Origin of the sequence: Fructilactobacillus myrtifloralis, assembly GCF_024029335.1 — a bacterium.
GTDB classification, from domain to species: domain Bacteria; phylum Bacillota; class Bacilli; order Lactobacillales; family Lactobacillaceae; genus Fructilactobacillus; species Fructilactobacillus myrtifloralis.
The window spans coordinates 489,665-512,314 of the sequence record NZ_CP097116.1 but is presented as its reverse complement, the minus strand read 5'-3'; the positions used below and the strand labels follow the sequence as shown (position 1 = coordinate 512,314).

The 22,650-nt window shown below is 47.1% G+C and carries 21 protein-coding genes and 1 pseudogene; 9 read left to right on the top strand and 13 right to left on the bottom strand.

Translation table 11 applies throughout. The features are described 5' to 3' along the window. Positions 1–121 precede the first annotated feature (121 nt). Complete coding sequence (locus M3M35_RS02695) at positions 122–646, top strand: PadR family transcriptional regulator (RefSeq protein ID WP_252750464.1); 525 nt, start codon at positions 122–124, stop codon at positions 644–646. A 61-nt stretch (positions 647–707) separates the two neighbouring features. On the opposite strand, the gene M3M35_RS02690 is transcribed toward M3M35_RS02695, so the two are convergent. The 5 genes from M3M35_RS02690 to M3M35_RS02670 all read right to left on the bottom strand — a co-directional run bounded on the left by M3M35_RS02690 (position 708) and on the right by M3M35_RS02670 (position 5,482). Further along, positions 708–1,880 carry an aminotransferase class I/II-fold pyridoxal phosphate-dependent enzyme gene (locus M3M35_RS02690; protein WP_252750463.1) on the bottom strand — a complete coding sequence of 391 codons (1,173 nt, stop codon included), beginning with the start codon at positions 1,878–1,880 and terminating at the stop codon, positions 708–710. Between the two features lie 92 nt (positions 1,881–1,972). Further along, positions 1,973–2,974, bottom strand: coding sequence for an NAD(P)-dependent oxidoreductase (locus tag M3M35_RS02685; RefSeq protein ID WP_252750462.1), 1,002 nt, complete (start codon positions 2,972–2,974; stop codon positions 1,973–1,975). Between the two features lie 12 nt (positions 2,975–2,986). Then, complete coding sequence (locus M3M35_RS02680; RefSeq protein WP_252750461.1) at positions 2,987–4,066, bottom strand: AEC family transporter; 1,080 nt, start codon at positions 4,064–4,066, stop codon at positions 2,987–2,989. Between the two features lie 111 nt (positions 4,067–4,177). Continuing rightward, on the bottom strand, positions 4,178–4,594 hold the full coding sequence (locus M3M35_RS02675; protein WP_252750460.1) for an iron chaperone: 417 nt from the start codon (positions 4,592–4,594) through the stop codon (positions 4,178–4,180). 87 nt (positions 4,595–4,681) lie between these two features. Then, positions 4,682–5,482 (bottom strand): zinc ribbon domain-containing protein, encoded by an 801-nt coding sequence (locus M3M35_RS02670; protein WP_252750459.1) that lies wholly within the window; start codon positions 5,480–5,482, stop codon positions 4,682–4,684. A 152-nt stretch (positions 5,483–5,634) separates the two neighbouring features. Between M3M35_RS02670 and M3M35_RS02665 the strand changes: the two genes are divergently transcribed. After that, positions 5,635–6,990: a gluconate:H+ symporter gene (locus tag M3M35_RS02665; protein WP_274706360.1), complete on the top strand. Its 1,356-nt coding sequence runs from the start codon at positions 5,635–5,637 to the stop codon at positions 6,988–6,990. A 73-nt stretch (positions 6,991–7,063) separates the two neighbouring features. After that, on the top strand, positions 7,064–8,350 hold the full coding sequence (locus M3M35_RS02660; protein WP_252750458.1) for an AbiH family protein: 1,287 nt from the start codon (positions 7,064–7,066) through the stop codon (positions 8,348–8,350). Here M3M35_RS02660 and M3M35_RS02655 read toward each other — a convergent pair. The 3 genes and pseudogenes from M3M35_RS02655 to M3M35_RS02645 form a co-directional block, all read right to left on the bottom strand. After that, a pseudogene (locus M3M35_RS02655) lies at positions 8,347–9,546 on the bottom strand (arginine deiminase). The gene M3M35_RS02660 and the pseudogene M3M35_RS02655 overlap by 4 nt on opposite strands. A gap of 159 nt (positions 9,547–9,705) precedes the next feature. Continuing rightward, on the bottom strand, positions 9,706–10,455 hold the full coding sequence (locus tag M3M35_RS02650; protein ID WP_252750457.1) for an SDR family oxidoreductase: 750 nt from the start codon (positions 10,453–10,455) through the stop codon (positions 9,706–9,708). Between the two features lie 81 nt (positions 10,456–10,536). Continuing rightward, the gene (locus tag M3M35_RS02645; RefSeq protein ID WP_252750456.1) at positions 10,537–11,130 is read right to left on the bottom strand and encodes a TetR/AcrR family transcriptional regulator; all 594 of its coding nucleotides are present in this window, start codon (positions 11,128–11,130) and stop codon (positions 10,537–10,539) included. A gap of 90 nt (positions 11,131–11,220) precedes the next feature. Here M3M35_RS02645 and M3M35_RS02640 point away from each other — a divergent pair, with 90 nt between their 5' ends. Next, a complete protein-coding gene (locus M3M35_RS02640) occupies positions 11,221–11,511 on the top strand; it encodes a YciI family protein (protein ID WP_252750455.1) in 291 nt (96 codons plus the stop codon). Between the two features lie 70 nt (positions 11,512–11,581). Here the strand turns inward: M3M35_RS02640 and M3M35_RS02635 are convergent, their stop codons facing one another. After that, positions 11,582–12,010, bottom strand: coding sequence for a GtrA family protein (locus M3M35_RS02635; protein ID WP_252750454.1), 429 nt, complete (start codon positions 12,008–12,010; stop codon positions 11,582–11,584). Further along, on the bottom strand, positions 12,010–12,948 hold the full coding sequence (locus M3M35_RS02630; RefSeq protein ID WP_252750453.1) for a glycosyltransferase family 2 protein: 939 nt from the start codon (positions 12,946–12,948) through the stop codon (positions 12,010–12,012). Before M3M35_RS02630 ends, M3M35_RS02635 begins: the two co-directional genes overlap by 1 nt. Positions 12,949–13,107: 159 nt before the next feature. Between M3M35_RS02630 and M3M35_RS02625 the strand changes: the two genes are divergently transcribed. After that, positions 13,108–14,001, top strand: a complete 894-nt coding sequence (locus M3M35_RS02625; RefSeq protein WP_252750452.1) for a YihY/virulence factor BrkB family protein — start codon at positions 13,108–13,110, stop codon at positions 13,999–14,001. 19 nt (positions 14,002–14,020) lie between these two features. Here M3M35_RS02625 and M3M35_RS02620 read toward each other — a convergent pair whose 3' ends face one another. Then, the gene (locus M3M35_RS02620; RefSeq protein WP_252750451.1) at positions 14,021–14,476 is read right to left on the bottom strand and encodes a flavodoxin; all 456 of its coding nucleotides are present in this window, start codon (positions 14,474–14,476) and stop codon (positions 14,021–14,023) included. Between the two features lie 93 nt (positions 14,477–14,569). On the opposite strand from M3M35_RS02620, the gene recX reads away from it, so the two are divergent. From recX to M3M35_RS02600, 4 genes are all read left to right on the top strand, one after another. Continuing rightward, positions 14,570–15,373 (top strand): recombination regulator RecX, encoded by an 804-nt coding sequence (gene recX, locus M3M35_RS02615; RefSeq protein WP_252750450.1) that lies wholly within the window; start codon positions 14,570–14,572, stop codon positions 15,371–15,373. Then, positions 15,370–16,488, top strand: a complete 1,119-nt coding sequence (locus M3M35_RS02610; protein ID WP_252750449.1) for an AI-2E family transporter — start codon at positions 15,370–15,372, stop codon at positions 16,486–16,488. Before recX ends, M3M35_RS02610 begins: the two co-directional genes overlap by 4 nt. Positions 16,489–16,555: 67 nt before the next feature. Further along, positions 16,556–18,133 (top strand): peptide chain release factor 3, encoded by a 1,578-nt coding sequence (locus tag M3M35_RS02605; protein ID WP_252750448.1) that lies wholly within the window; start codon positions 16,556–16,558, stop codon positions 18,131–18,133. 18 nt (positions 18,134–18,151) lie between these two features. Continuing rightward, the gene (locus tag M3M35_RS02600; protein ID WP_252750447.1) at positions 18,152–19,576 is read left to right on the top strand and encodes a C69 family dipeptidase; all 1,425 of its coding nucleotides are present in this window, start codon (positions 18,152–18,154) and stop codon (positions 19,574–19,576) included. 45 nt (positions 19,577–19,621) lie between these two features. On the opposite strand, the gene M3M35_RS02595 is transcribed toward M3M35_RS02600, so the two are convergent. Further along, on the bottom strand, positions 19,622–20,413 hold the full coding sequence (locus M3M35_RS02595) for a MucBP domain-containing protein (RefSeq protein WP_252750446.1): 792 nt from the start codon (positions 20,411–20,413) through the stop codon (positions 19,622–19,624). Positions 20,414–20,505: 92 nt separating this feature from the next. Further along, positions 20,506–22,521, bottom strand: a complete 2,016-nt coding sequence (locus M3M35_RS02590) for an ATP-dependent Clp protease ATP-binding subunit (RefSeq protein ID WP_252750445.1) — start codon at positions 22,519–22,521, stop codon at positions 20,506–20,508. Positions 22,522–22,650: the final 129 nt, after the last annotated feature.

Genomic DNA, 22,650 nt, shown 5'->3' with positions numbered 1-22,650 from the left:
AATGGATTAGCCAATGGTGAGATTGAAATGTTTTTAAAGGTTCTAAGTTAAGAAAAAAGTTTCCCTTTTCGACGAAAAGTCGCTTATAATGACACCAACGATAGTTATAGGAGGGCGAAGGATGAAGGGGAAAGAAATTATTTTGGGTCTACTAGAAACCCGGGGACCGTTGACGGGCTACGAGATCAACGAAATTATTCAAAACCAGTTGAGTCATTTCTATGATGGCAGCTATGGGATGATTTATCCGACGTTACGGAAGCTTGAACAGGATGAGCTGGTGACTAAGCGGCAGGTTAATCAAACGGAAAAGCCCAATAAAAACGTGTTTTCAATTTTACCAGCTGGCCAAACAGCATTTCGCCAGGCGCTAACGTCAGATCTTACGACAGATACCTTTAAATCAGATTTCTTGTTAAAAATGTACTTTGGGGACCAACTGACGCCGGCGCAAAAACGGACTTTAGTGCAACAAGAGCTGGATCTGAAGCAGCTAAAGTTAGATGCACTTCATGCTAATTTGACTGACTGGCAAGCCCGGGGAATGACGGAAAACCAACGCTTGACTGCCAACTATGGGATTGCAACGTACACGGCGCAAATTAAGGTTTTAAACGAAGAATTACAGCGGTTAACGACAGGTTAACTAATACCAAAAAGCCCCTCATCAGATTGATGGGGGGCTTTTTGGCAGCCATGATGCAGTTTTAGTGGGGCAGGGTTAAATAGTGGCGAATCCGTTCCATGGCCATTTTTAGGTTAGCCATGGAGGTGGCGTAGCTGATCCGAACGTAACTCTCTCCGCCTGGACCAAAGGCCTTACCGGGAATAACAGCGACCTTTGCCTTGCGGGCTAAATCATAACTAAAGGCAAAGCTAGCTTGAATTTGGTCCGCCGGGATTTTCGCGAAAATGTAAAAGGCCCCGTCGGGACTCGCTAGTTCAAATCCCATTTGTTGGAGTTCCTTTACCACGAAATTCCGGCGGTGCTCGTACTCAGCTTTCATTTGAGCCGTGTCAGTAGCCCCATTTTCAAGGGCTTCGGCAGCGGCAAACTGAGCATTCGTGGTCGTCGAAGTGATGGTAAACTGATCAATTTTTTCGAGCTGGGTGGTAATGTCTTTGGGAGCAGCCATGAGGCCAATGCGCCAGCCGGTCATGGCGTGCGATTTGGAGACTCCATTGAGTAAGATGGTTTGGTCAGGCAGTAGACTCGCAATCGAGACGTGGTGGCCCCGATAGGTTAATTCGCTGTAAATCTCGTCAGAAATCACAAAAATGGCGTGCTTTTTGATGACGGTCGCTAAGCCTTCCAACGCTGCGCGGTCGTAACTTTTTCCGGTCGGGTTAGAGGGGAAGTTAAGCACGATCGCCTTGGTGTTGGGATGTTGGGCTAAGGTGGCTTCTAGTTGGTCGGGGGTCAACACAAAGTCAGTTTTTGACGTATCCATGAACACCGGATGGGCATCCCGCAGTTTGGTAACGGGGATGTACAACGGGAAGATGGGCGTTGGAATCAAAACGTCGTCCCCCGGATTTAAAACGGAGGTTAACGCAGTGTAAATTCCGCCGGTCGCCCCAGCCGTCATAATGATTTCTGTGTCGGGGTCATAGTGCAAGTCGTAGTTGCGAGCCAGAAAATGGGATGCTGCTTGCCGTAACGGCTTAATACCACGGGTTGGTGCGTAGTGGCTTTCATTGGAATTAATGCTGCGAATGGCTGCTTGCTTGATGTGATCAGGAGTCGGAAAGTCCGGTTCACCCAGGGTTAGCGAGATGAGGTCGGGAATTTGGTGAACGTCATCGTTAAATTTGAGGATAGCCGAAGGGGAGAGCTCGAGCATCTCGCGGTTCATTTTGGCAACTAGTGGATTAGACATGGGAACCTCCTTTGGGTTTAAGCTGAGTTGGCGCTAACGCCGGTAGATTGGCTCAATTAAACAATTCTGAACCGGGTCTGTCAAGGGGTGGCTTACTGGACAACGTTGGGACACGTGCCCGTAGCAATTGTCGTCGCAAAGTTCTGGTAACTGGTGGTAATCATATCCTGCAGGGCTGGTTCGGTAAAGGAGCCCACGTGGGGCGTGATAATGACGTTGGGAAAGTGTTCCATGAGGTGGCGAAGTTCCGGGCTGGGAAGGTCCGCGAGGGTGGCAAAGTCATTCCCAAAAATGTGACGTTCGTCAACCACCACGTCCGCCCCGTAACCGCCTAGTTGATGATGTTGCAAGGCCGTGGTGACGGCCGCTAAATTAACAACTTGCGAGCGGGCAGTGTTAATCAAAATCGCAGCGGGTTTCATCATCTGCAGTTCGGTGGCCCCAATCAGATTTTCGGTTTGACCGGCAATTAAGGGCACATGTAGCGAGACTAAATCCGCCCGCTGGAGCAGTTCAGGGAGGTCAACGAGGGGAATCCCATTTTTTTGATGCGGATCAGAAGAATTGGGATCATACCCAAGGACCGTGGTCCCCATCCCTGCGTATAAGCGGGCTTCTGCCGCGCCAATCCGACCACAACCAATGATTCCGACCGTCGAACTGTGAATTTCCTTACTAAAGTAGGAATCGGCAACCGTAAACCGACCAGCATGGGTGTTGGTGAGTTCAGCACCGACCTTGCGAAACAAGGTCATGCCAAGGGTCAGCGCCAGTTCTGCCACCGCATAGGGAGAATAGCTGGGCACCCGCGCTACCGTGATGCCTAATTCCTGGGCAGCCGGAAGGTCGATGTGATCAACGCCGACCGTGCGGGTGAAAACGTAGTTAATGCCCCACTCTTTAAACTGTTCTAAGTTGTGACGATCGGCCTGGCAGTTACCCCGCAGTAGCACTCCGTCCGAGCCCTTGGCAACGTTGGCATTCTGCTGATCTAACAAATCGGGGACCAGGTTGAGGTCGTAGTGGTTGTGATTTAACTTGTGAAAGTACGGAACTTCTATAGGACGAACTCCGTAGGCGGTAATTTTAAACATGCAATTTCCTTTCTAGTGGAACCAGCCGGCGTTATGAATGACCTGTAAAATAGCAATCCAAATGGGCATCATAATTACGGTGAGCACGGTGGAGATGAGGGCGGCGTTTGAAGCCAAAACAGCGTCACGATTAAAACTAATGGCATAGGCAGAAGCCACCGTCGCGGTCGGAGTAGCCATCATAATGACCATCGTTGCAATCGCCACAAAACTTAGGGGTAAAATCCCGATGGCAGCGAAGCCACCGGTTAGTCCCAGGGTGATGAACGGAACGAGGATGACCTTATTAAACCCGTAATACCAAGATAGTTTGCTTTTAGCAGCTTGTTTAAAGGAGAGGGAACCGAGGGTAATCCCAATTGAGAGCCAGGCTAAGGGCGAAGCTAACTGGGCTAAGTAGTTGAGGGGCGTCCACAACCAGAGGGCGGTTTGGTCAATTCGAAAAATGGACACTGAGTGGCTGCTAGCTCCCGTTACCAGAACGCCATTGGCAAAGGTGGGAACCGTGACGTGGGGAAGATCGCCCTGAGTTAACCAGAGGATGAGGCCCAGAAAGGTGGCAATGACCACCGGATTCAGCAGCATTTTTTTCACGTTTTTAACTTCGAGTTTGAGACCGGACATTTTAATGTAAGCATAGGAATACAGAAAAACGCGGTACCCAATGTTGAAAATGGAACTATACATAATCCCCTTCGGTCCGAGCACGGCTCCCACCACGGGAATCCCAAAGAATGTGGTCGAGCCAAAGGTGGTTAAAATGCCCATGACGTCCCGTTCAGATTTGGGTAATTTCAGGTAGAATACCGGCGCGAGAAGCAAGAAGATTACGATGATTAAAAAGCCCCAAAGTAAGACATTCATGCCCTCTGCAAGGGTTTTGCCATCGATTGGTGCCATAAAGGAATTTAAGGCTAACGCGGGAATGGCAACGGTGAGGGTCACTTTGGCTAAGGTTTTGCCAAAGGTTTCGGAAAAAATGGCACGTTTACGGAGCCAAAATCCGAGTAAGATAATCAAGATGGTCGAAGTGATGGCACTCACAATTCGCGGATTTGTTAGTGTTTTCACGAAAGCATCGGTAAGTTGCATAACGTCCTCCATTAAAATAATGATTGCTGGCCTAGGATTCCTAGGTTTTAATTATTGTTATTTTAGCATGAAGGGATTATACTTGTGAATCTTTTTTCAAACATGGGCGGGTTAAACCGAACTGTAATCCGAGCCGGTTTGAAACCGCTCCTTAGCAGGCAGCCAAAAGGTGGTAACGTCTCGTTTTTGTTCCAACTGGCGCGTGATAATTGCCTGCAGGAGTTCAGTCGGAAGCGGATGTTTGTAAGGAACCCGAATGGTTTTATGGCCATGTTGCAGGCCGAGCTGCTCTGCCAAAGGCAGAAAGCGTCGGGTGATGGCCTGGCCTTCGAGGCCAATTGAATAGTGATGGTTGGCAGCGCTTAAGCCAATGATGTAGGTACCATGGGCTAAAAACATCGGTTGGTTATACTTTATGACGAGGTCCAGTTGTGGAAAGTTAGTTGTGATCCACCGTAACACGGCTTGAAAGCTGGCCCGGTGGGCGGGATCAGCAATGGTCTTAAGATATTCGGGAATGGTTTTCATAAAATGCTCCTTGCTAGTGAATGCTGACAGAAAAGCCTACTTACTCGGGATGAGAAAGTAGGCTTTTGCTTGAAGTTACTGCGCTCTTTATTTATCGCGACTATTTAACGACACGTTTCCCTTATCGACCTGGAGAATTGGTTGATTGGTGTCGTTACGAACCACGCGGATGTTGGAGTAGTCGTTTTGATTTTTGGAGTTACTATCGATGTCTTTGGAGATGGTTTGTAAAGCTTTGACCAGCGCGTTCCAAACCTGTGGGGAGCCAGATTCGGCACTCTTTACAATTGGGGAAGAAGCGGGCAGGTTCACGTTAACCGTTTGGGAGTTCGGATCCCACTTAACCTCTGAACCTTTACTATTTGGGACTTTTTTAACGATCTTTTCGACACCCTGGGCGGCATCCTGACCGGATTCATATTTGTTCGATTGGAAGTTAAAGAAGGCAAAGATTCGTTCAATTCCCTGGGGCTGTTTCTGACCGGCTTGCGCAGCCTGATTTGCCTGCGAATTTTGGTAAGTGAAGAAGGCAATGATGGCCAACAAAATGATGATCAATAAAACGATCACATTACGCCAAAAGTGCGATTTCTTCCGCCGGGGACGTGGGCTAGTTGGATTAGTAGCCGCCGTTTTCGTGGGGGTTGGTTGTGATTGCGTAGCGTTAGCGCTAACCCGGGTTTGGGGTTCATCACAGTACGGACAATAGGAAATGTCGTTGGGGAGAATATTTTCACAGCGGGGACAAAAGTGGGAACTAACGTCACTCCGTTTTAAATAAGTCGGATTGAGAGTTGGTTGCTTGGTATTGCAGTAGGGGCAATACTGCGCGGTATTCGGGATCCCTTTCCCACAGTTAGTACAAAATTTGTTGTTTTCGTTATTCATAAATAAACTCCTTTAGGTCTTTACCCTTATTCTACCATATTAACAATCTGCACAAAATTAGAAATAAAAGGCTTGAAATAAGTAATGAAAACGCATACAATGGTTTTTGTACTAAAAAGTAGCGATTAAATTAAAGAGAAGAGGAACTAAATATGATGCCGTTTGTCGTTTTAATTTTAGGAATCATGTTGTTGCTATTTTTAATCATCAAACTCAAGCTTAATACGTTTGTGTCATTAATTGTGGTAGCAATTTTAGTGGCATTGGGACTCGGAATGAACCCGGCCTCAATTGCCAACTCCATTAAGTTAGGGATTGGGAACACGCTAGGAGAACTAGCGGTCGTCTTCGGGTTTGGAGCCATGATTGGACGCCTGGTTTCTGATGCCGGGGGTTCGTATCGAATCGCTCAGACGTTGATTCGCCGGTTCGGAAAGAAACGATTGCAGTTAGCAATTGTGGTGGCCTCTTTCATTATTGGGATGTCGCTCTTCTTTGAAGTAGGGCTGGTGCTCTTGACGCCAATCGTGTTTGCAGTGGCTCTCGAAGCCGATGTTCCGTTCCTATACCTAGGAATTCCGATGGCGGCTGCCTTGTCAGCAACCCAGGGATTCTTGCCACCCCAACCAGCTCCAACGGCCGTTGCAACAGCTTTGGGTGCTAACATCGGGCAAGTGCTCCTGTTTGGGATCATCGTGGCCATTCCATGTGTGATCGTGGCTGGTCCACTATGGACGAAAGTAGTTCAGAAGTTCTTCCCGGATGCCTTTGTGGTAAAGAAAAGTTTACCGGCCTTTGGGGAAGTGAAGGAATACGACTTAAAGGACACGCCAAGCTTTGGACTGTCCGCCTTGACTTCATTACTCCCAGCGATTTTCATGGCAGTGAATACGGTTTACCAACTGACGGTTAACGGTGGGAAAGAAATTAAGAATCCGCATGGTTTTGACGCCTTCATTTCAATGCTCGGGAATCCGATGATTGCGATGGTAATTGCCTTACTCTTCGCCATCTGGTCCATGGGCTTCCACCGCGGTCGCGATATGAAACAAATCTCTGCAAGTATCTCCGAAGCCGTAAAATCAATCGCAATGCTACTGCTTGTAATTGCCGGTGGGGGTGCCTTTAAACAAGTCCTAATTGACGGTGGAGTTGGAAATGCCGTTAAGGACATGATGATGCACTCGAACCTATCTCCAATCCTCTTGGGTTGGTTAGTAGCTGTAATCTTGCGGGTTTCCTTGGGATCGGCAACGGTGGCCGGAATGACGGCTGCCGGCTTGGTAATGCCATTGATGTCCTCCTTGAACGTCAACCCGGTCATGATGGCCTTGGCCATTGGAGCTGGTTCTCTGGCTGCGTCCCACGTTAACGATGCGGGATTCTGGATGTTCAAAGAATACTTTGACTTAGACGTTAAGCAAACGTTAGGAATTTGGACGAGTCTAGAAACCGTGATCTCGGTAACGGGACTGATTGTTGTGCTACTGCTAAATCTGGTGGTTTAAATTTAAATAAAAAAGCAATCATAATTATGGTTGCTTTTTTTATATCATAATCTTTAATTTTTAGGAGCTTAAAATGAATAGGGGAAAAAATATTGTTATTATTGGCAACGGATTTGATTTGATGCACGACTTAGATACTTCATTTAAGAGTTTTGTTGAAAAAACTTTTGATTATAAGGATAAGTATATTTTAGAAAGAATTAAACGGGAAGCAATTATTTTTAGGATAGAAGAATTAGTTAGCCCCAAAAATAACGAAGATATGATTAAAAAAATGATAATTAATGAATATATCAATCAAGTTCAAGGGGGTAATGATTGGTATGACCTAGAAACCATTCTCAGAGATTCAATGTTTTATGAATATAAACATATTAATGATAAGTATGATAGAGATGGTAAAGATGGGAAAAAGAAACCTTTGCAATACAATAAAATAATAGATCGATGGAGAGAAAAGCTGAGAAGGTATCTAAAGGAACAGGAAAATGAGAATAAAAATATAAAATTCAATAAAATTGAAGCTATTTTGCAAGATGCGGATAAAATTATCACATTTAATTATACAGATACTTTAGAAAAAAATTATAACGTTCCAAGTGAAAAAATTAATTATTTTCATGGTTCTATCAATGAGGACTTTGTTTTTGGATATTCACCTGATAAAGTACCAAAAAGTGGAGAACGAAGTCTTAATAATTTATATGATAATGATGATTATCAATATAAAAGTGTTAATTTATCTTCTGATGTTAGAGCTGAAAATCCTGAGGAGATACACATAGATATGATATCGCCAATGAAATCAATCCAAAGGTTTATTTTATGGGCAAAGCAAAGTGAAGAGTATAAAGACTTATCAAAAAAAGAATTAGTTGAAATATTTTTTCCAGATGTTAATAATTATGATCCTCAATATCGATTTTTTTTAGAATTAATAGATGATGCCTTTATGATGAAAAATCCATTTAAACCAACAGACAATATTGCTGAAGATCCCAAGGGGAACATTGCTGGGCTTAGAAGTAAATTAAAACAAAATAATAATAAAAGTTTAGATGCTTTGAATGCCTATTTTGAGGATAAACAAAGTTTAAATATTGAAGAAGGTGATGATGTTACTATCACGATCATCGGACACGATTATGCCTCAGATGTTGATATAAAGATGTTCATTACTGAAGCAGTGGGTTGCATTAACCGGATAGATTATTATTATTTTATAAGTGAAAAAGATGATGGGGGACTAAAAGAAGATTCTAGGAGAGAAGAAATAAGAAAAGCATTAGCAGTTCAATTTGGATCTTATGAAGATAAAATTATGACAAAAAAAATGAATGATTTAAAAGGAACTACTTAGACATCATCCCGCCACAACGGCTGCGACATACAGCGAGCTCCACCCCGGCCTCGAGCTAGTTCTGAGGAGGGGATTTCATGCACGGTAAGACCGTGTTCACGCATCAACTGAATGGAGCGGTAGTTGCGGTCTTAGGTGATCACTTCGCCGGGTGCGATTGCCAGGTTATTCGAGCCGTCGTTCCATTGTTCGCGGGGAGCAACGATGGCATCGCCCCCGCCCGTTTCAATCAGATCAATCTCACTCAGGTCGAGGGCTGCTTGTAAGACGGGTTTTAAGTGGGTGGCCCGTTTAACGGATACTCCACCGTGTCCGTCTGGTTGAAGCACTTCAATATTTAACCGGTAATCGTGGTCCATGATACCGGGGAAAATGGTGAATTGATCGCGATTGACCATCGTAAACACGGTGTCTAAGTGCATCATGGCGTGGTTGTGCGGAATTTGAATGGCGATGATGGTTGTAAAGGACGACGCCGGATCAGTAAAGAGGTGCTGGGCTAACGTCAACGCGGCGGTTCGGGTGGTGCGTTCTGAAATCCCGAGGGCCAGCGTTTGCCGATTAAGCACTAGCTCGTCTCCACCTTCCAAATGAGTTGGGATGGTGGGGGATAGCCAGGTAGGGGTCGTCTGAAAGCGCGGGTGATGCTGAACAATCCACTCAAAGATCATGGACTCCGGTTTACGGGCGGCAAAGGTCATGGGATTGATGGTGAACCCGGTTCCCAACGTAGCCTGGGGGTCGCGCGTAAAGTAAGCATTGGGAAGGGGTGGGAGGAGAAACGGTTGCTGGTAGTTTTCCGGCAACCCGACCGTGGCACTTCGTAATCCCGCGTAAATGGTGGTGGTCAATGCAGGGGACGCTAATTTTTCCAGATAGGTAGTGGCTTCTCGCTTTTGGAGCGGCGAAAGGGGAAATTGGGCGAGGTAGGCGGCGATGAACGCGGTTTTAAGGGTCGGCTCGGTTATAGTCTCCGTCAGCAAGTGCTCAACGTAAACTGGTTCGATGTGATGCTGACGCAGAAGGTCAGTGAACTGATCGTGTTCTTGTTGCGCCATTTTCAAAAAGGGGACATCATCGAAAAGTAACTCCTGCATGGTAGCCGGAGTGATGTTTTCTAATTCAGCCCCGGGACGGTGCACTAAGACCGTTCGTAAGGGGCCAATCTCTGAGTTAACTTGTAATTGGTGCTTCATAAAAGTTCCTCCTCGCTAAGTAGTTCCGGGATTTGTGCTTAGCATAACGGAGTTCTGTGAGAAAGCCGAGGGTTAGTGTTAGGTTAAATGACATTAAAAAAAGTGCAATCGAACTTTAGTCAAAAACTAAAGTTTGATTGCACTTTTAAATTTGGATACTTAGAAATCTTGACCCGTAGGCCGAACCATGATTTCGTTGATGTCAACATTTTCTGGTTGGCTCATCATGAAGACCGCTAATTCAGCGATGTCATCAGCACTTAACCAACCGTTCTTCGTCGCGTTATTTGCAGCCATGATCTGGTCATGGGTAGCTTGATCGTTAATCGTGTTCATCAGGTTTGTGTTAACGAAACCAGGGGACACAATTCCCGTCTTAATGCCGTTGGCATGTTCTTCTTGCCGCAAGCCTTCCATAATTACTTTGACGGCAAATTTAGTTCCACCGTAAACGCCAAAACCAGGGGAAACCTTGTGGCCGGCAACGGAATCGGTTGCCATGATTAACCCATGACCTTGATTGCGCATCGTTGGAACAGCTGCTGCAATCCCATTTAACACACCCATCAGATTGGTTTCAAGCAATCCCTGCCAAACTGGTAATTTTTCGGCATCCGCAATGTCACCCTTAGGCATAATGCCGGCATTATTATACATCACGTCAAGTTGGCCAAACTGATCGATGGCTAACTGAACTAGGGCTTGTACGTCAGCAGCGTTAGTTACGTCAGTGAGCTTGGTTGCAAAGTTTTCTGGATGAGCCACTTCTGCCTGCATGGCATCAAGTTTGGCTTGGTTTCTCGATCCAATCACGACTTTGGCACCACGTTCGTTAGCTAACTTGGCAGTGGCAGCTCCCATTCCTGATGAACCACCGGTAATTACAATCACTTTATCTTTTACACTCATAAGTTTGAACTCCTTTTAGTTGGTATGAGTATATTGTACGCTTGCACTGGGCGCGCAATGCAACTAATTAGCTTACAAAAGTTACACTAATGGAGCAAAAAAATCATGAATCATTTGCTTCCCCGTGGTTTGAATGGCGAAGGAACCGTTGGCAAAACACCAGCTCAACATTAGACCCCGCACCATGGTTTCCAGTTCCAAAAAGAGGGTGGCTTCGTCAGTCCGTGTAATTTCACCCGCAGCGATGGCCGCGTGGAGTTCGGCTTGCAGACCAGTGGTAAAGGTCCGCTGTTGAAAGTGGTTCCCGGGTGCGGTGAGGTTGGCATCCAGATTGGCAATGAAGGCCCGGGTGGTGATTTCAACTCCCATGGTTGCTGCAAATTCAAATTCGGCAGCCACTAGGGTTTGCAATTTGGTGAGGGGCGACATTGATTGCGACGCAAGCCGAGTTAAAAGCGCTTGCATGGTCTGGTTTAAATGGTCGTAATAAACCTGGGAGATCAAGTCCTGTTTAGACTTGAAGTAGAGATAGAACGTCCCGGTGGAGACGTGAGCGGCCGTGACAATGTCTTTAATCGAGATGTGAGTAAACCCGTGTTCCTTAGTTAATTGGACGGCGGCCGCAAAGATTTTTTGCTGGGTGGCGATTTTTTGCTGGGTGCGCTTGTTAACCATTGCAATTTCCTTTCTAGCTGATTATAATGAACGTGTTCAGTGAACTTATTCATTGAAATTAAAGTGGTAGCAAAATGAGGAGGAAGCACTATGTTTATAATTGAATTGACGTACCAAAAACCACTGGCTGAGGTGGACCAGCAGTTAGCGGCGCACAATGCGTATTTAGACCGAAATTATGCCGCTGGGAACTTTCTGTTGTCAGGTCGCAAGGAACCACGGGATGGCGGCATCATTCTGGCAGCCGTTCCGTCTCGCGCAGAATTGGAAGCAATTTATCATCAGGATCCATTTTATCAGCACCAGATTGCGCAGTATCGCATCGTTGAGTTTCATCCATCTAAAGCCGCGCCCAGTTTACAGGCGTTAATCAACGCGTAAATTAATAAAACCCGGTTACCAATTTGGTAATCGGGTTTATTGTATGGTAGTTGTTCCGGTTATGAACCGATTACGCTTTTTGGCGAAACGAAACCCAAATGGCCCAGAAGTAGTTCAAGATGATGACTACCACGTTTTGGAACACGTTCACTAGGTTCTTCCCTAAATTAGAATCAAACTTTAACACGCTTACTCCAAGGACTAAAATGCCAGCTCCGATGAGGTAGGTTAAAAACCGGCCTGCGAAAAAGGTGACCAGTTGGTACCAAAATTCACGGGTAGAGTGGTGGTGATTGTGAAAAACAAAGTACTTATTGGTATAAAACGCAAATAATACCGTGATTACCCAGGCGACCGAGTAGTTAATGACGTAGTTTAAGGTTGTATACTGCGTCAGGAGATAGAAGGTCACGAGGTTCACCACGGTGGCTGCGACTCCCCAAAAGAGGTAGAAGACCACGTCGTGGTGGCGTTGATAAAGTGCTTGCAATTTTTTCATTAGGCCTGCTCCTCAATGATGTATTGGGGACGGCGCTTCGTTTCGAGGTAAATCTTACCAATGTACTTGCCGAGAATCCCAAGGCAAAAGAGTTGAATTCCACCAATGAGGAGCATGATGGACACGAGGGACGGCCAGCCGGCTACGGCATCTCCGAAGCAGAGGGCCCGGATCACCACGATGATGATGCCAATCATGGCGAGGAAACAGGAGATTCCTCCGACAAAGGTGGCGATGCGCAGTGGGGCATCGGAAAAATCAACGATTCCTTCGATGGAGTATTCAATTAGTTGCACCATTGACCAGTGGGTCTCACCAGCGGCCCGCGGGCGGCCGGGGTACTTCAGGTATTTAGTTTGAAAGCCCACCCAGCTAAAGATTCCCTTTGAAAAACGGTTGTATTCGGTTAGTTCGTTGACCGCTTTTACGTACCGGCGGGTCATGAGCCGGTAGTCACGGACGTTGGGTTTAATTTTCACGTCCGAAAGGCTGTCGATAACCTTATAGAAACTAGCGGAAAGAAAGGCCCGGATCGGATTTTGTTTGCGGCTAGTTTGCACACAGCCCACACAATCGTAGGGTTCCGTGGTGATAATGTGGAGCATCTTCGGGAGTAATTCGGGAGGATCCTGGAGGTCAACGTCCATTAACGCTACGTAGTCCCCGGTGGCATTCCGAAGTCCCGCTGCCATTGCGGCTTCTTTTCCAAAGTTTCTTGAAAAGGAAATGAAGTGGACGGTCTCTGGGTGCTCCTGATGTAAATCTCTGAGAATCTTGGCGGTGTCGTCACTAGATCCGTCGTTGATAAAGAGATAGTCCGGTTGGTACTGGGCGGTCGATTGGTTCATTTGTGCAAAGACCTTTTCCACCGTATCGTAAAATAATTGGATTGATGCTTGTTCGTTATAACAAGGGACAATCAGACTGATTGTTTCCAAAGTTGTTCCTCCTTGGTTGTTCAAGGTTAATCGAAAAGTAGCACTACTCTTTTATTTTAGCATTAATTTAGGGTAATTCGAAATGCCAATTTCTGCTACAATGAAACCAACCGATTTTACCGACTAATGAAGTTGTAACTTAGAGGAGGATGTGTAAGCATGACAACCCGCAAACAAAAGGTGATTCAGTTTTGCAAACTGGTACTCAAGCGCTTTAACCTAGGGGACGTTTCCGATTCAGCCGTGGTGTTTGCATACTACGTGTTGTTCTCCCTCTTTCCCATTCTGATTATCATCGGGGGAATCATTCGGCTAACCAATTCCAACGTTAACAACGTGCTCGCCACGATTCATTCGATGGTGCCGGGGTCGATTTACCAGGGCATTGCCCCGATTGCTAAGTCGATTTTTACCGGGAACGGGGGGAGCATCCTGTCGATCGGGATTATTATCGTAATCTGGTCGGCTAGTAGTTCGATGGCAGCGTTTCAGCGGTCCGTCAATAAAATCTACGGAGTTACCGACCAGAGTTCCATCATGAATCGGCTAACTTCGTTTATATGGATGCTGTTGTTAGTAGTCCTTCTGTTTGTGCTCATCATCGTCATGGGCTTTGGTCGCGTATTATTGAAATTCGCCCACAAAGAATTGCACGTGCCAACGAGCGTCGTGAACCTGTTAAATGACGCCCGGTTTCCCGTCACGTTAGTTTTATCCATCGTTATTTTAACCCTGCTGTACTACTTTGTTCCCAGTGTCACGACCAAGTTTCGGTACGTGGTCTGTGGAGCAGTGGTCGCGCTGATCGGCTTATTGGTGTTAACCCAGGTCTTTTCGTTAATTATCAGTTCCTTTTTCAGTAGCATTTCGGCCTACAAAACCCTGGGAACCGTGATGGTCTTGATGCTGTGGTTAAACTTCATGGGGACGATTTTATTGTTTGGCGCCGTAATCAACGCCAGTCTGCAGGAGTACTGTGACGGATCACTACCCGAGGCGACCACGCAAACGTCACTTAAATCACTGGTAAGTAAAAAGTCCCTCACCAAATAGGGAGGGACTTAGTGACCGGTTAGTCTGCGTGGGGCAGATGCTCAACCAGCGTTTTTGAAAATTGATCAAGGGTTTCGATGTCTGCTTCGTCCGGATCAAGATTAATCTTCACGTTCGGAGCGCCTTGGGTGGCGCCGGTTTGTTTCAAGGCATCGGCGAATTTATCAACGGCGACGTTATAAAACTCTTGGTAAAAAACGTCGCCGGAGCCAGCGACCCCAAAGATTTTTCCGGTTAGATCCAGATCAGCAAGATCATCGAAAAAGTCGAGACCTTCTTCCGGCAGGTTTCCTTCATCATAAGTGTAGGGACAGATTACGATCAGATCGCTTTCGAGCAGTTCTTCTGGATCCGTTTGCGAAATCTCGGTCTCCTGTACCGTGAGACCAAGGTCTTCTAATCCCTCGGTGACAATGTCCGCGATGTCTTCGTTGTTACCAGTGATGGTGGCAAATACTACGTGTGCTTGAGTCATGGGCGCACTTCCTTCGATTTTTTCTCCTTAGTATAGCAGAAGCAGTGATAATTGTGAATTTAGAAAGGATGGAGTGCGATGGGAGTTGATGCAGTGACAGCGAAAGTTACCAAAGTGGTCGCCCAACAGCGGCCCGGGCGCTATAACGTGTATCTAGACGGTCAGTATGCCTTTCCAGTAAGTGAAGAAGTCCTAATTCAGTACCATTTATTTCAGGGACAGCAACTGACGCGTTCGTTAATTCAAACAATTCAGGCGGCCGATCAGCAGGCAAAACTATACGCCAAGGCGGTTGACTTTATTTCGTATCAAAGTCGCACGGAGGCTGAGGTACGCACGAAGTTAGCAACGTTAACCGACGATGAAGCGGCGATTGATCAGGTGGTGGACCGGTTAAAACAGTTACAATTGCTTGATGATCGCCAGTACGCGCAGCGGTATGTGCAGCAGATGGTTTTGGCGGGGAAAAAGGGTCCCCAAGCGGCGCAACGGTACCTCCAACACAAGGGAATTGCGGAAAATCTCGCCCAGACGGCGGTAGCAACCGATTATCCCGATGAGCAAGCGCTTAAAATTGCCATCCAGTTAGCGCAAAAGACGTTTGACCAAGCGCAACGTTACCCATATAATAAGAGAATTGAAAAGACTAAATTAGCACTGATGCGCAAGGGCTTTACCTTTGCTACCATCGACGAGGCGCTTGCCGCAATTGACGATACGGTTGATGCGGACGACCAAGCCCGTTTGTTAGCGCAAGCGGGGGAGAAAGCCTGGCATAAGTATCGCAAGCAAACGGGGCTTGCCCGGGAACAAAAGGTCAAACAGGCCTTGTTACGACGGGGCTTTGCCTTCGATGACATTGATCAGTTGATAGACGACATAAAGGGGCAGCAATGAAAACGAGCAACAGCAAACGCACACAGTTATTATTTTGGACCTTAGAAATTCTCCTGGTGGTGGCGATTATCTATGGCTGTACCAAGATTGACTTCATGTTTCGACCAATCGGGGTCTTTATTTCCACCATCTTTGCCCCGTTGTTAATTGCCGGATTCCTCTACTACATGTTGAATCCAATTTTGGAATTATTAATGAAGATTCCCGTTTCAAAAACCAAGCGGATCAACCGGACGTGGGGAACCACGATTATCTTCGTGGTCTTTATCGGTTTGATTATCTTCATTTTCGTGTCCTTTTTACCCCGGTTAGTCGGGCAAATTGCGAACATGGCGAGTCACATGCCCCAGTTTGCAGCGCACCAAGAAGAATCGCTCACGAAGCTTTCTAAGCACGGCTTTTTGAAAAACATTAACTGGGATCCCATTATTACGAAGGTTCAGAGTGAATATTCTTCGTACTTGAAGAGTTTGTTGACCCACTTATCCTCAAGTGCGGGTGACATCATTTCCATGGCGGCTAACATCGTGGTCACGATGATTACAGCTCCGATCATCCTCTTTTATATGCTAAAAGATGGGGATAAGTTCCTTCCTAGTATTGAAAAACTGTTTCCAACGTTGTCAGAACGGCACCGGAAGCAAACGACGGCGTTGTTAACTAAGATGAATCAAACCCTGTCGCACTACATTGGTGGTCAGGTGATTGAGTGTCTGTTTGTCGGAACCTTTACCACGATTGGGTACTTCTTAATCGGGCAGAAGTATGCCTTACTTCTAGGTGTCTTTGCCGGGTTCTGTAACTTGATTCCCTACGTAGGACCCTACATTGGGATTCTTCCCGCCCTCTTAGTGGCGATTACCGTGAGTCCCGCGCAAGCTTTTTGGACGATTGTGGTGGTCATTATCGTGCAACAAATTGATGGAAACTTTGTCTACCCGAACGTAATTGGAAAGTCGCTCAACATTCACCCGTTAACGATCATTATTATTTTGCTCGCAGCCGGGCACATTGCCGGCTTACTGGGAATGATTTTGGCGATTCCAATCTACGCGATTGTCAAAGTGATCATTAGTTTCTTTTACAATATTTGGCAACTTCAACACGAACAATAACCGAAAAATCCGGCAACCCGGATTTTTTTTATGCCGAGCTATTATATAATGAACGCAGGAGGAAGTTATGCAAAAACAACAATTACAACAAGAGGTGGATAAGCGCCGGACGTTCGCGATTATTTCCCACCCTGATGCGGGGAAAACGACGATTACCGAACAACTGCTGTTGTTTGGGGGGATTGTCCGCGAAGCCGGAACGGTTAAGGCCAAGAAGAGTGGCAACTTTGCGAAGTCTGACTGGATGGAAATCGAGCAAAAACGGGGAATTTCCGTGACGAGTTCCGTGATGCAGTTTGATTACGATGATAAGCGGGTTAACATTCTGGATACGCCGGGACACGAGGATTTTTCCGAAGATACGTACCGGACGTTAATGGCGGTTGATTCGGCCGTGATGGTGATTGATGCAGCAAAGGGGATTGAGCCCCAAACGAAGAAACTGTTTCAAATCTGTAAGATGCGGGGCATTCCCATTTTTACGTTCATGAACAAACTCGATCGGGATAGTCGCCCCCCAATGGAACTGGTTGATCAACTAGAAGAAGTCCTGGGAATTGAAGCATATCCAATGAACTGGCCCATTGGTTCGGGACGAATTTTCAAGGGGTTATATGATCGTTACAACCACCGGGTCGAAAAGTTTCAACCGGAATCGGAAGGACGGTCCTTTATTCCGTTAGATGCTGATGGTCAGCTGGCAGAACCCAGCGAGCTGGCTGACGACGACATTTACTTAGAAGCCAAGGACGAAATGGATTTAATCTCAGAAGCTGGGAACCAGTTTGACCGCGAAAAAATTGCGCACGGAGAGCAAACGCCGGTCTTCTTTGGTTCGGCGCTGGTTAACTTTGGGGTCCAAACCTTCTTAGATGCCTATCTAAAGCTGGCTCCCGCTCCTGGCCCCCACGAAACCACGACGGGAGATGAGGTTGCCCCGACTGATCCCGAATTTTCGGGGTTTGTCTTCAAGATTCAAGCCAATATGAACCCGCAACACCGGGATCGAATCGCGTTTGTGCGGATTTGTTCTGGTGAATTTGCACGGGGAATGGACGTGACTTTGAGTCGAACCAACAAACCAATTCGGTTGTCAAACGTGACTGAGTTTATGGCCAACACCAGAGAGAACGTGCAAACCGCCGTTGCTGGCGACATCATTGGCTTGTATGATACCGGAAACTTCCAAATTGGCGATACGATTTATACCGGCAAGCAAGCCCTGCAGTTCGAAAGTTTGCCGCAGTTTACGCCAGAACTATTTATGCGGGTGTCGGCGAAAAACGTGATGAAGCAAAAGTCCTTTCACAAGGGGATTCAGCAACTGGTGCAAGAAGGGGCCATCCAGCTCTATACCACTTATGATACCGGTCAATATATCTTAGGGGCGGTCGGCCAGTTGCAGTTTGACGTTTTTCAGTTCCGGATGCAAAATGAGTACAATTCAGATGTAGTGATGGAGCCCCTCGGCCATAAAATTGCGCGCTGGATTGATCCAGACCAGTTAGACGAAAAAATGTCGTCATCACGGAACATTTTGGTGAAGGACATTCACGGAGACCCTCTGTTTCTGTTTGAAAATCAATTCGCAGAGCGTTGGTTCCAGGGCAAGTATCCAGACGTTAAGTTAACGGCCAAACTGTAAGAACCAAGGAGGTTAATTATGAAACAGTTGTCAGCATGTACGAGTGTTTTAGTCGGGAAAGCGGCGAGCGTTGATGGGTCAACCATGATTGCGAGAAACGACGATACCTTTTTACCGCTGACCCCCCAACGGTTTACGGTGGTGCCCGCTTACCAACAAGCGGGCCGCGAATGGCACTCAGGACAAAACGGGCTCCGGATGCCGTTACCGGACACCGGTTATCGGTATCTGGCGACTCCCAACGCGGACGTAGACCGCGCTGGCGTCTACGCAGAAAGCGGATTTAATGAAAAGAACGTTGCAATGAGTGCCACGGAAAGTGTTTACGGGAACCCCCGGGCCCTCTCACACGATCCTTGGGTTCAAAATGGAATTGCAGAGGATTCGTTGCAGTCGGTAGTCTTACCCTACATTGATACCGCGAAAGCCGGAGTTCAATACCTGGGAAACCTCTTAAAACAGTATGGGTCTCCGGAAGGAAACGGAGTTTTATTTGCGGATGCGAATGAGGTTTGGTACATGGAGATTGTGACTGGACACCACTGGGTCGCCCAGCGCATTCCAGATGATTGTTACGCCGTGGTGGCCAATCAGGTTGCGATTCAAGAAGTTGACTTTGATGATTCCGACCAGTTTTTACATTCGGAAGGGATTGAGGAGTTCGTTCGGCGCTACCATTTAAATCCAGCCGAGGAAGGATTCAACTTCCGGCGGATTTTTGGGACCAGTAACGAAAAGGACCGCCACTACAACACGCCCCGGGTTTGGTACGGACAAAAGTTATTTAACCCAGAAATTGAGCAATCTCCAGTCTCAAATGATTTGCCATTCATTCGCAAGGCAAGTCGGAAATTGACCGTGATGGACGTGGAAGCGGTGTTGAGTTCGCACTATAACGAAACGGAGTATGATCCGTTGGGGAACGGACCGAGCGAGTTGAAAACAAAGTTTCGGCCGGTTGCCATGAATCGGACCCAAAATTCACACGTGCTTCAGTTTCGAAACGATGCGGAAAATCCGCAGTGGGCTGCAATTATGTGGTTAAATTTTGGGGTACCGGCCTTTAGTCCCTACGTACCGTTTTTTGCGAACGTGGCTAAGACACCGGCTAGTTACGATCAGACCCCCCTGACGATGGATGATCAAAGCGCGTACTGGATGTATCGGAAGCTTTCGATGCTTGCGGAAACGCACTATCCACAGTTTGTTCAGACGGTGCGGGACTTTAAGACGGAAGCCAACCAAATGTTTTTGACGCACCTGGAAAATACGATTTATCAGGCGCGACATCTAAGCGAACCTCAAGTGCCAGCGTTTTTGGAGAGACAGAATCTGAGTTTAACGAACGAGATGTACGATCGGGTGCATCAACTGATGAATACGCTAATGTCAAAGGGACTAACCCTCTCTAAACTGACGTATGACATGGATCGCAATCTATAAAAAAAGCTTGGAGCAACGAATCGTTGCTCCAAGCTTTTTTAATGGTTATTTATTTTCTGGAAGTTGGGTGGCAACGGTGGCCTGAATCCATTCGTTACCTCCCAGTGATAACCAGGTATGGTGGTGCACTTGGACTTCCTTGAAGACCTTCCAAACGGAGCCGGCGGGCAGAGCTTCGGGATAGGGATTAGCAACGCGGGGCTCAGGGTAGACCGCCGTACGATGCTTAATCCGGACGCGATAGTAAACGGGTTGCACTAGCCGCCAATTGTCGTGGCGGTAGTAGGCGACTAAGGTTTGGGTTATATCTGTAAAGATTCCGTCCCGGTCTCCCGCTAGAAAGTGCAGTTGGTAGCCCGGTAAGTGGGGGAGTTCGATGTGATAGGGTTCGTCACGGTTCCCATCGATAAATTGGGGCGCACCTAACAAGCGGTTGGTGTCGTAGTCAAAGCAATAGATTGCCACCGGGGCCGCTTTCGTGGGCGCATAAATTAATTGGACCACCTGTTGGACACTGGTGACTCTGGTTGTAAGCCCGGTCAGGGTGATGAAGGTGTAGTTTTGAATAACCGGGATGTGTAGGGACAGATAGGCGCCGAGCTTGGTCTTCATGATTACGGCCGGCCGCAGGGTCTCGCCCTGGTTAGTATTGAATTGAACGAGCACCTCTGCTTCGCGCTCCGGGAGCGGGGGCGTTGCCGGTTGGGGATTGGGAACGGGTACGCTGCCAGTTTTCTCCGTTTCTGGAGTCGGTGCCGGTTCCGGTTCCGGTGTGGGCTCTGTTTGATGCGGAGTTGCGGGTTTTGATCGAAATAGATTCTGCAAGAATTTGAACATTGGTTGAACTCCTTCCTCATGGCTTAATTTTAGCATGGAGGGGGAAAAAAGAAACCCCCAGCTACCAGAGCTGGGGGTTTTTAAAGCGCTGCTTATTGGGCTGAAACGTGAAGCTGGTGTTGGTCATCAACGTCTGCTACTAGTTTCTTAGCATCGGGATGATCTAACAGGTAACTAGCCGTCGGATCTTCAATTTGGTCTTGAATGACCCGCCGTAAGGGCCGGGCACCCATGGCTGGATCGTAACCAAGTTCAACTAATTGTTGCTTAGCTGGTTGGGTTACCGCCACGTTGATGCCAGCGGTTTGCAAGTTTTGGTTCATGTCATCGAGCATTAAATCAACAATCTTGAGCAGATCTGATTTTTGCAGTTGGTTAAACTCGACGATGCCATCAAACCGGTTCAGAAATTCGGGTTTGAAGTAGGCGCCTAACTTGTTGAGGACCGAGTGGGTCTTGCCGTGGGCGGCTGCCCCGAACCCAACGTTTGATTCTGCGTTCGAACCGGCGTTACTAGTCATGATGATGACCGTATCCTTAAAGGAAACCGTTCGGCCTTGCGAATCGGTTAAGCGACCGTCATCAAGCACCTGTAAGAAGGTGTGTAAAACATCGGGATGAGCTTTTTCAATTTCATCGAAGAGGATCAGGCTGTAAGGATGGCGCCGCACCTTTTCGGTTAACTGACCAGCTTCGTCGTAGCCAACGTAGCCGGGGGCTGCTCCGATTAGCTTTGCGACGGACTGGGGTTCTCGGTATTCAGACATGTCGAACCGAATCAAGGCATCCTTGGAGCCAAAGAGTTGGTTTGCTAACTGCTTAGCTAGCTCAGTTTTTCCCACTCCGGTTGGACCGACGAACAGGAAGGAGCCAATTGGACGGCCAGACTTATTAAAGCCAATCCGATTCCGCTGAATGGCTTTGGCAACTTGGTTCACCGCCTCGTTTTGGCCAATCACGTGTTCTTCAAGCTTGTGGTCTAGTTGTTTTAGTTGCGCCTTTTCTTGTTCCTCTAAGTCACCAACCGGGATGTCGGTAATTTCTTCAACCACTTGTTGCATGTCTTTTTCTGTGACCGTGTTGTTATTGGTGTTGTAGTTACGAGCCCCTTTGTCCCGTTGGGCTTCTAGTTGTTTTTCCTGGTCGCGGTAGAAAGCAGCTTGTTCATAATCTTCCTTGTGGAGGGCCGCTTCCTTTTGGCGTTCGGCCTGGGCAATCTCTTTTTCAATGGCCTTCGGATCGATAATGTTGAGGGTCAGGTTCTTCCGTGATCCGGTTTCATCGAGTAAATCAATGGCCTTATCCGGGAGATACCGGTCATTGATGTAGCGGTTCGAAAGATTAACTGCTGCTTCAATGGCTTGATCGGTATAGTGAACGAGGTGATAGTCCTCGTAGTTCTTTTGCAAGCCCTTCAAAATTTTTACGGTTTGCTCTGGACTCGGTTCGTTCACCATGATGGGCTGGAACCGGCGTGCCAATGCCGAATCCTTTTCAATGTCCCGGTATTCTTTCAGGGTGGTGGAACCAATTAATTGGAAGTCCCCCCGGGCCAGTGATGGTTTTAACACGTTCCCGGCATCGAGACCGCCTTCAGAATTGCCAGCGCCCATGATTTCGTGAATTTCATCAATGAAGAGGATGATGTTTGGATCAGCCTTAACTTCCTTAATGAGTTGTTGCATCTTTTTTTCAAATTGACCCCGAATCCCGGTTCCTTGAATGATTGAAACCATGTCAATTTGAATGATCCGTTTGCTTTGTAATTTTTGGGGGACCGTTCCATCGGCAATTTTTTGCGCGAGTCCTTCGACAATCGCCGTTTTCCCGACTCCGGCTTCCCCAATTAACACGGGGTTATTTTTGGACCGCCGGTTTAAGACCTCAATGGCCCGGGCCGTTTGTTCGTCTCTTCCGATGACAGGATCGAGTTTTCCCGTCCGTGCTAGTTTGGTTAAATCGGTTCCGTAAGTTGCTAAAATGCCTTTTTGACCGTTGTTGCCGTTGGAACCTTGCGTTCCGGCAGCCCCGTTTTGATTACTTCCTTGCATGGAGCGAATTAAATCGTCTAGATTTCCAAATCCGTATGCACCTTGTTGTCCTTCCATTGGTACAACCTCCTTTATGGTTCTGGTCTTTTTGACCTTTATTGACTAATGCCATGTGATTATTATTATACTCACCTCAAAGCGGGTTTCAAGTAATTACACTGCCCCCCTTGCAACGTGATTTATGAT

Bases quoted from the DNA above. Each gene is read 5' to 3' on its own strand.
- M3M35_RS02695 (WP_252750464.1), top strand. From the start codon at position 122: ATGAAGGGGAAAGAAATTATTTTGGGTCTACTAGAAACCCGGGGACCG.
- M3M35_RS02690 (WP_252750463.1), bottom strand. From the start codon at position 1,880: ATGTCTAATCCACTAGTTGCCAAAATGAACCGCGAGATGCTCGAGCTC.
- M3M35_RS02685 (WP_252750462.1), bottom strand. From the start codon at position 2,974: ATGTTTAAAATTACCGCCTACGGAGTTCGTCCTATAGAAGTTCCGTAC.
- M3M35_RS02680 (WP_252750461.1), bottom strand. From the start codon at position 4,066: ATGCAACTTACCGATGCTTTCGTGAAAACACTAACAAATCCGCGAATT.
- M3M35_RS02675 (WP_252750460.1), bottom strand. From the start codon at position 4,594: ATGAAAACCATTCCCGAATATCTTAAGACCATTGCTGATCCCGCCCAC.
- M3M35_RS02670 (WP_252750459.1), bottom strand. From the start codon at position 5,482: ATGAATAACGAAAACAACAAATTTTGTACTAACTGTGGGAAAGGGATC.
- M3M35_RS02665 (WP_274706360.1), top strand. From the start codon at position 5,635: ATGATGCCGTTTGTCGTTTTAATTTTAGGAATCATGTTGTTGCTATTT.
- M3M35_RS02660 (WP_252750458.1), top strand. From the start codon at position 7,064: ATGAATAGGGGAAAAAATATTGTTATTATTGGCAACGGATTTGATTTG.
- M3M35_RS02650 (WP_252750457.1), bottom strand. From the start codon at position 10,455: ATGAGTGTAAAAGATAAAGTGATTGTAATTACCGGTGGTTCATCAGGA.
- M3M35_RS02645 (WP_252750456.1), bottom strand. From the start codon at position 11,130: ATGGTTAACAAGCGCACCCAGCAAAAAATCGCCACCCAGCAAAAAATC.
- M3M35_RS02640 (WP_252750455.1), top strand. From the start codon at position 11,221: ATGTTTATAATTGAATTGACGTACCAAAAACCACTGGCTGAGGTGGAC.
- M3M35_RS02635 (WP_252750454.1), bottom strand. From the start codon at position 12,010: ATGAAAAAATTGCAAGCACTTTATCAACGCCACCACGACGTGGTCTTC.
- M3M35_RS02625 (WP_252750452.1), top strand. From the start codon at position 13,108: ATGACAACCCGCAAACAAAAGGTGATTCAGTTTTGCAAACTGGTACTC.
- M3M35_RS02620 (WP_252750451.1), bottom strand. From the start codon at position 14,476: ATGACTCAAGCACACGTAGTATTTGCCACCATCACTGGTAACAACGAA.
- M3M35_RS02610 (WP_252750449.1), top strand. From the start codon at position 15,370: ATGAAAACGAGCAACAGCAAACGCACACAGTTATTATTTTGGACCTTA.
- M3M35_RS02605 (WP_252750448.1), top strand. From the start codon at position 16,556: ATGCAAAAACAACAATTACAACAAGAGGTGGATAAGCGCCGGACGTTC.
- M3M35_RS02600 (WP_252750447.1), top strand. From the start codon at position 18,152: ATGAAACAGTTGTCAGCATGTACGAGTGTTTTAGTCGGGAAAGCGGCG.
- M3M35_RS02595 (WP_252750446.1), bottom strand. From the start codon at position 20,413: ATGTTCAAATTCTTGCAGAATCTATTTCGATCAAAACCCGCAACTCCG.
- M3M35_RS02590 (WP_252750445.1), bottom strand. From the start codon at position 22,521: ATGGAAGGACAACAAGGTGCATACGGATTTGGAAATCTAGACGATTTA.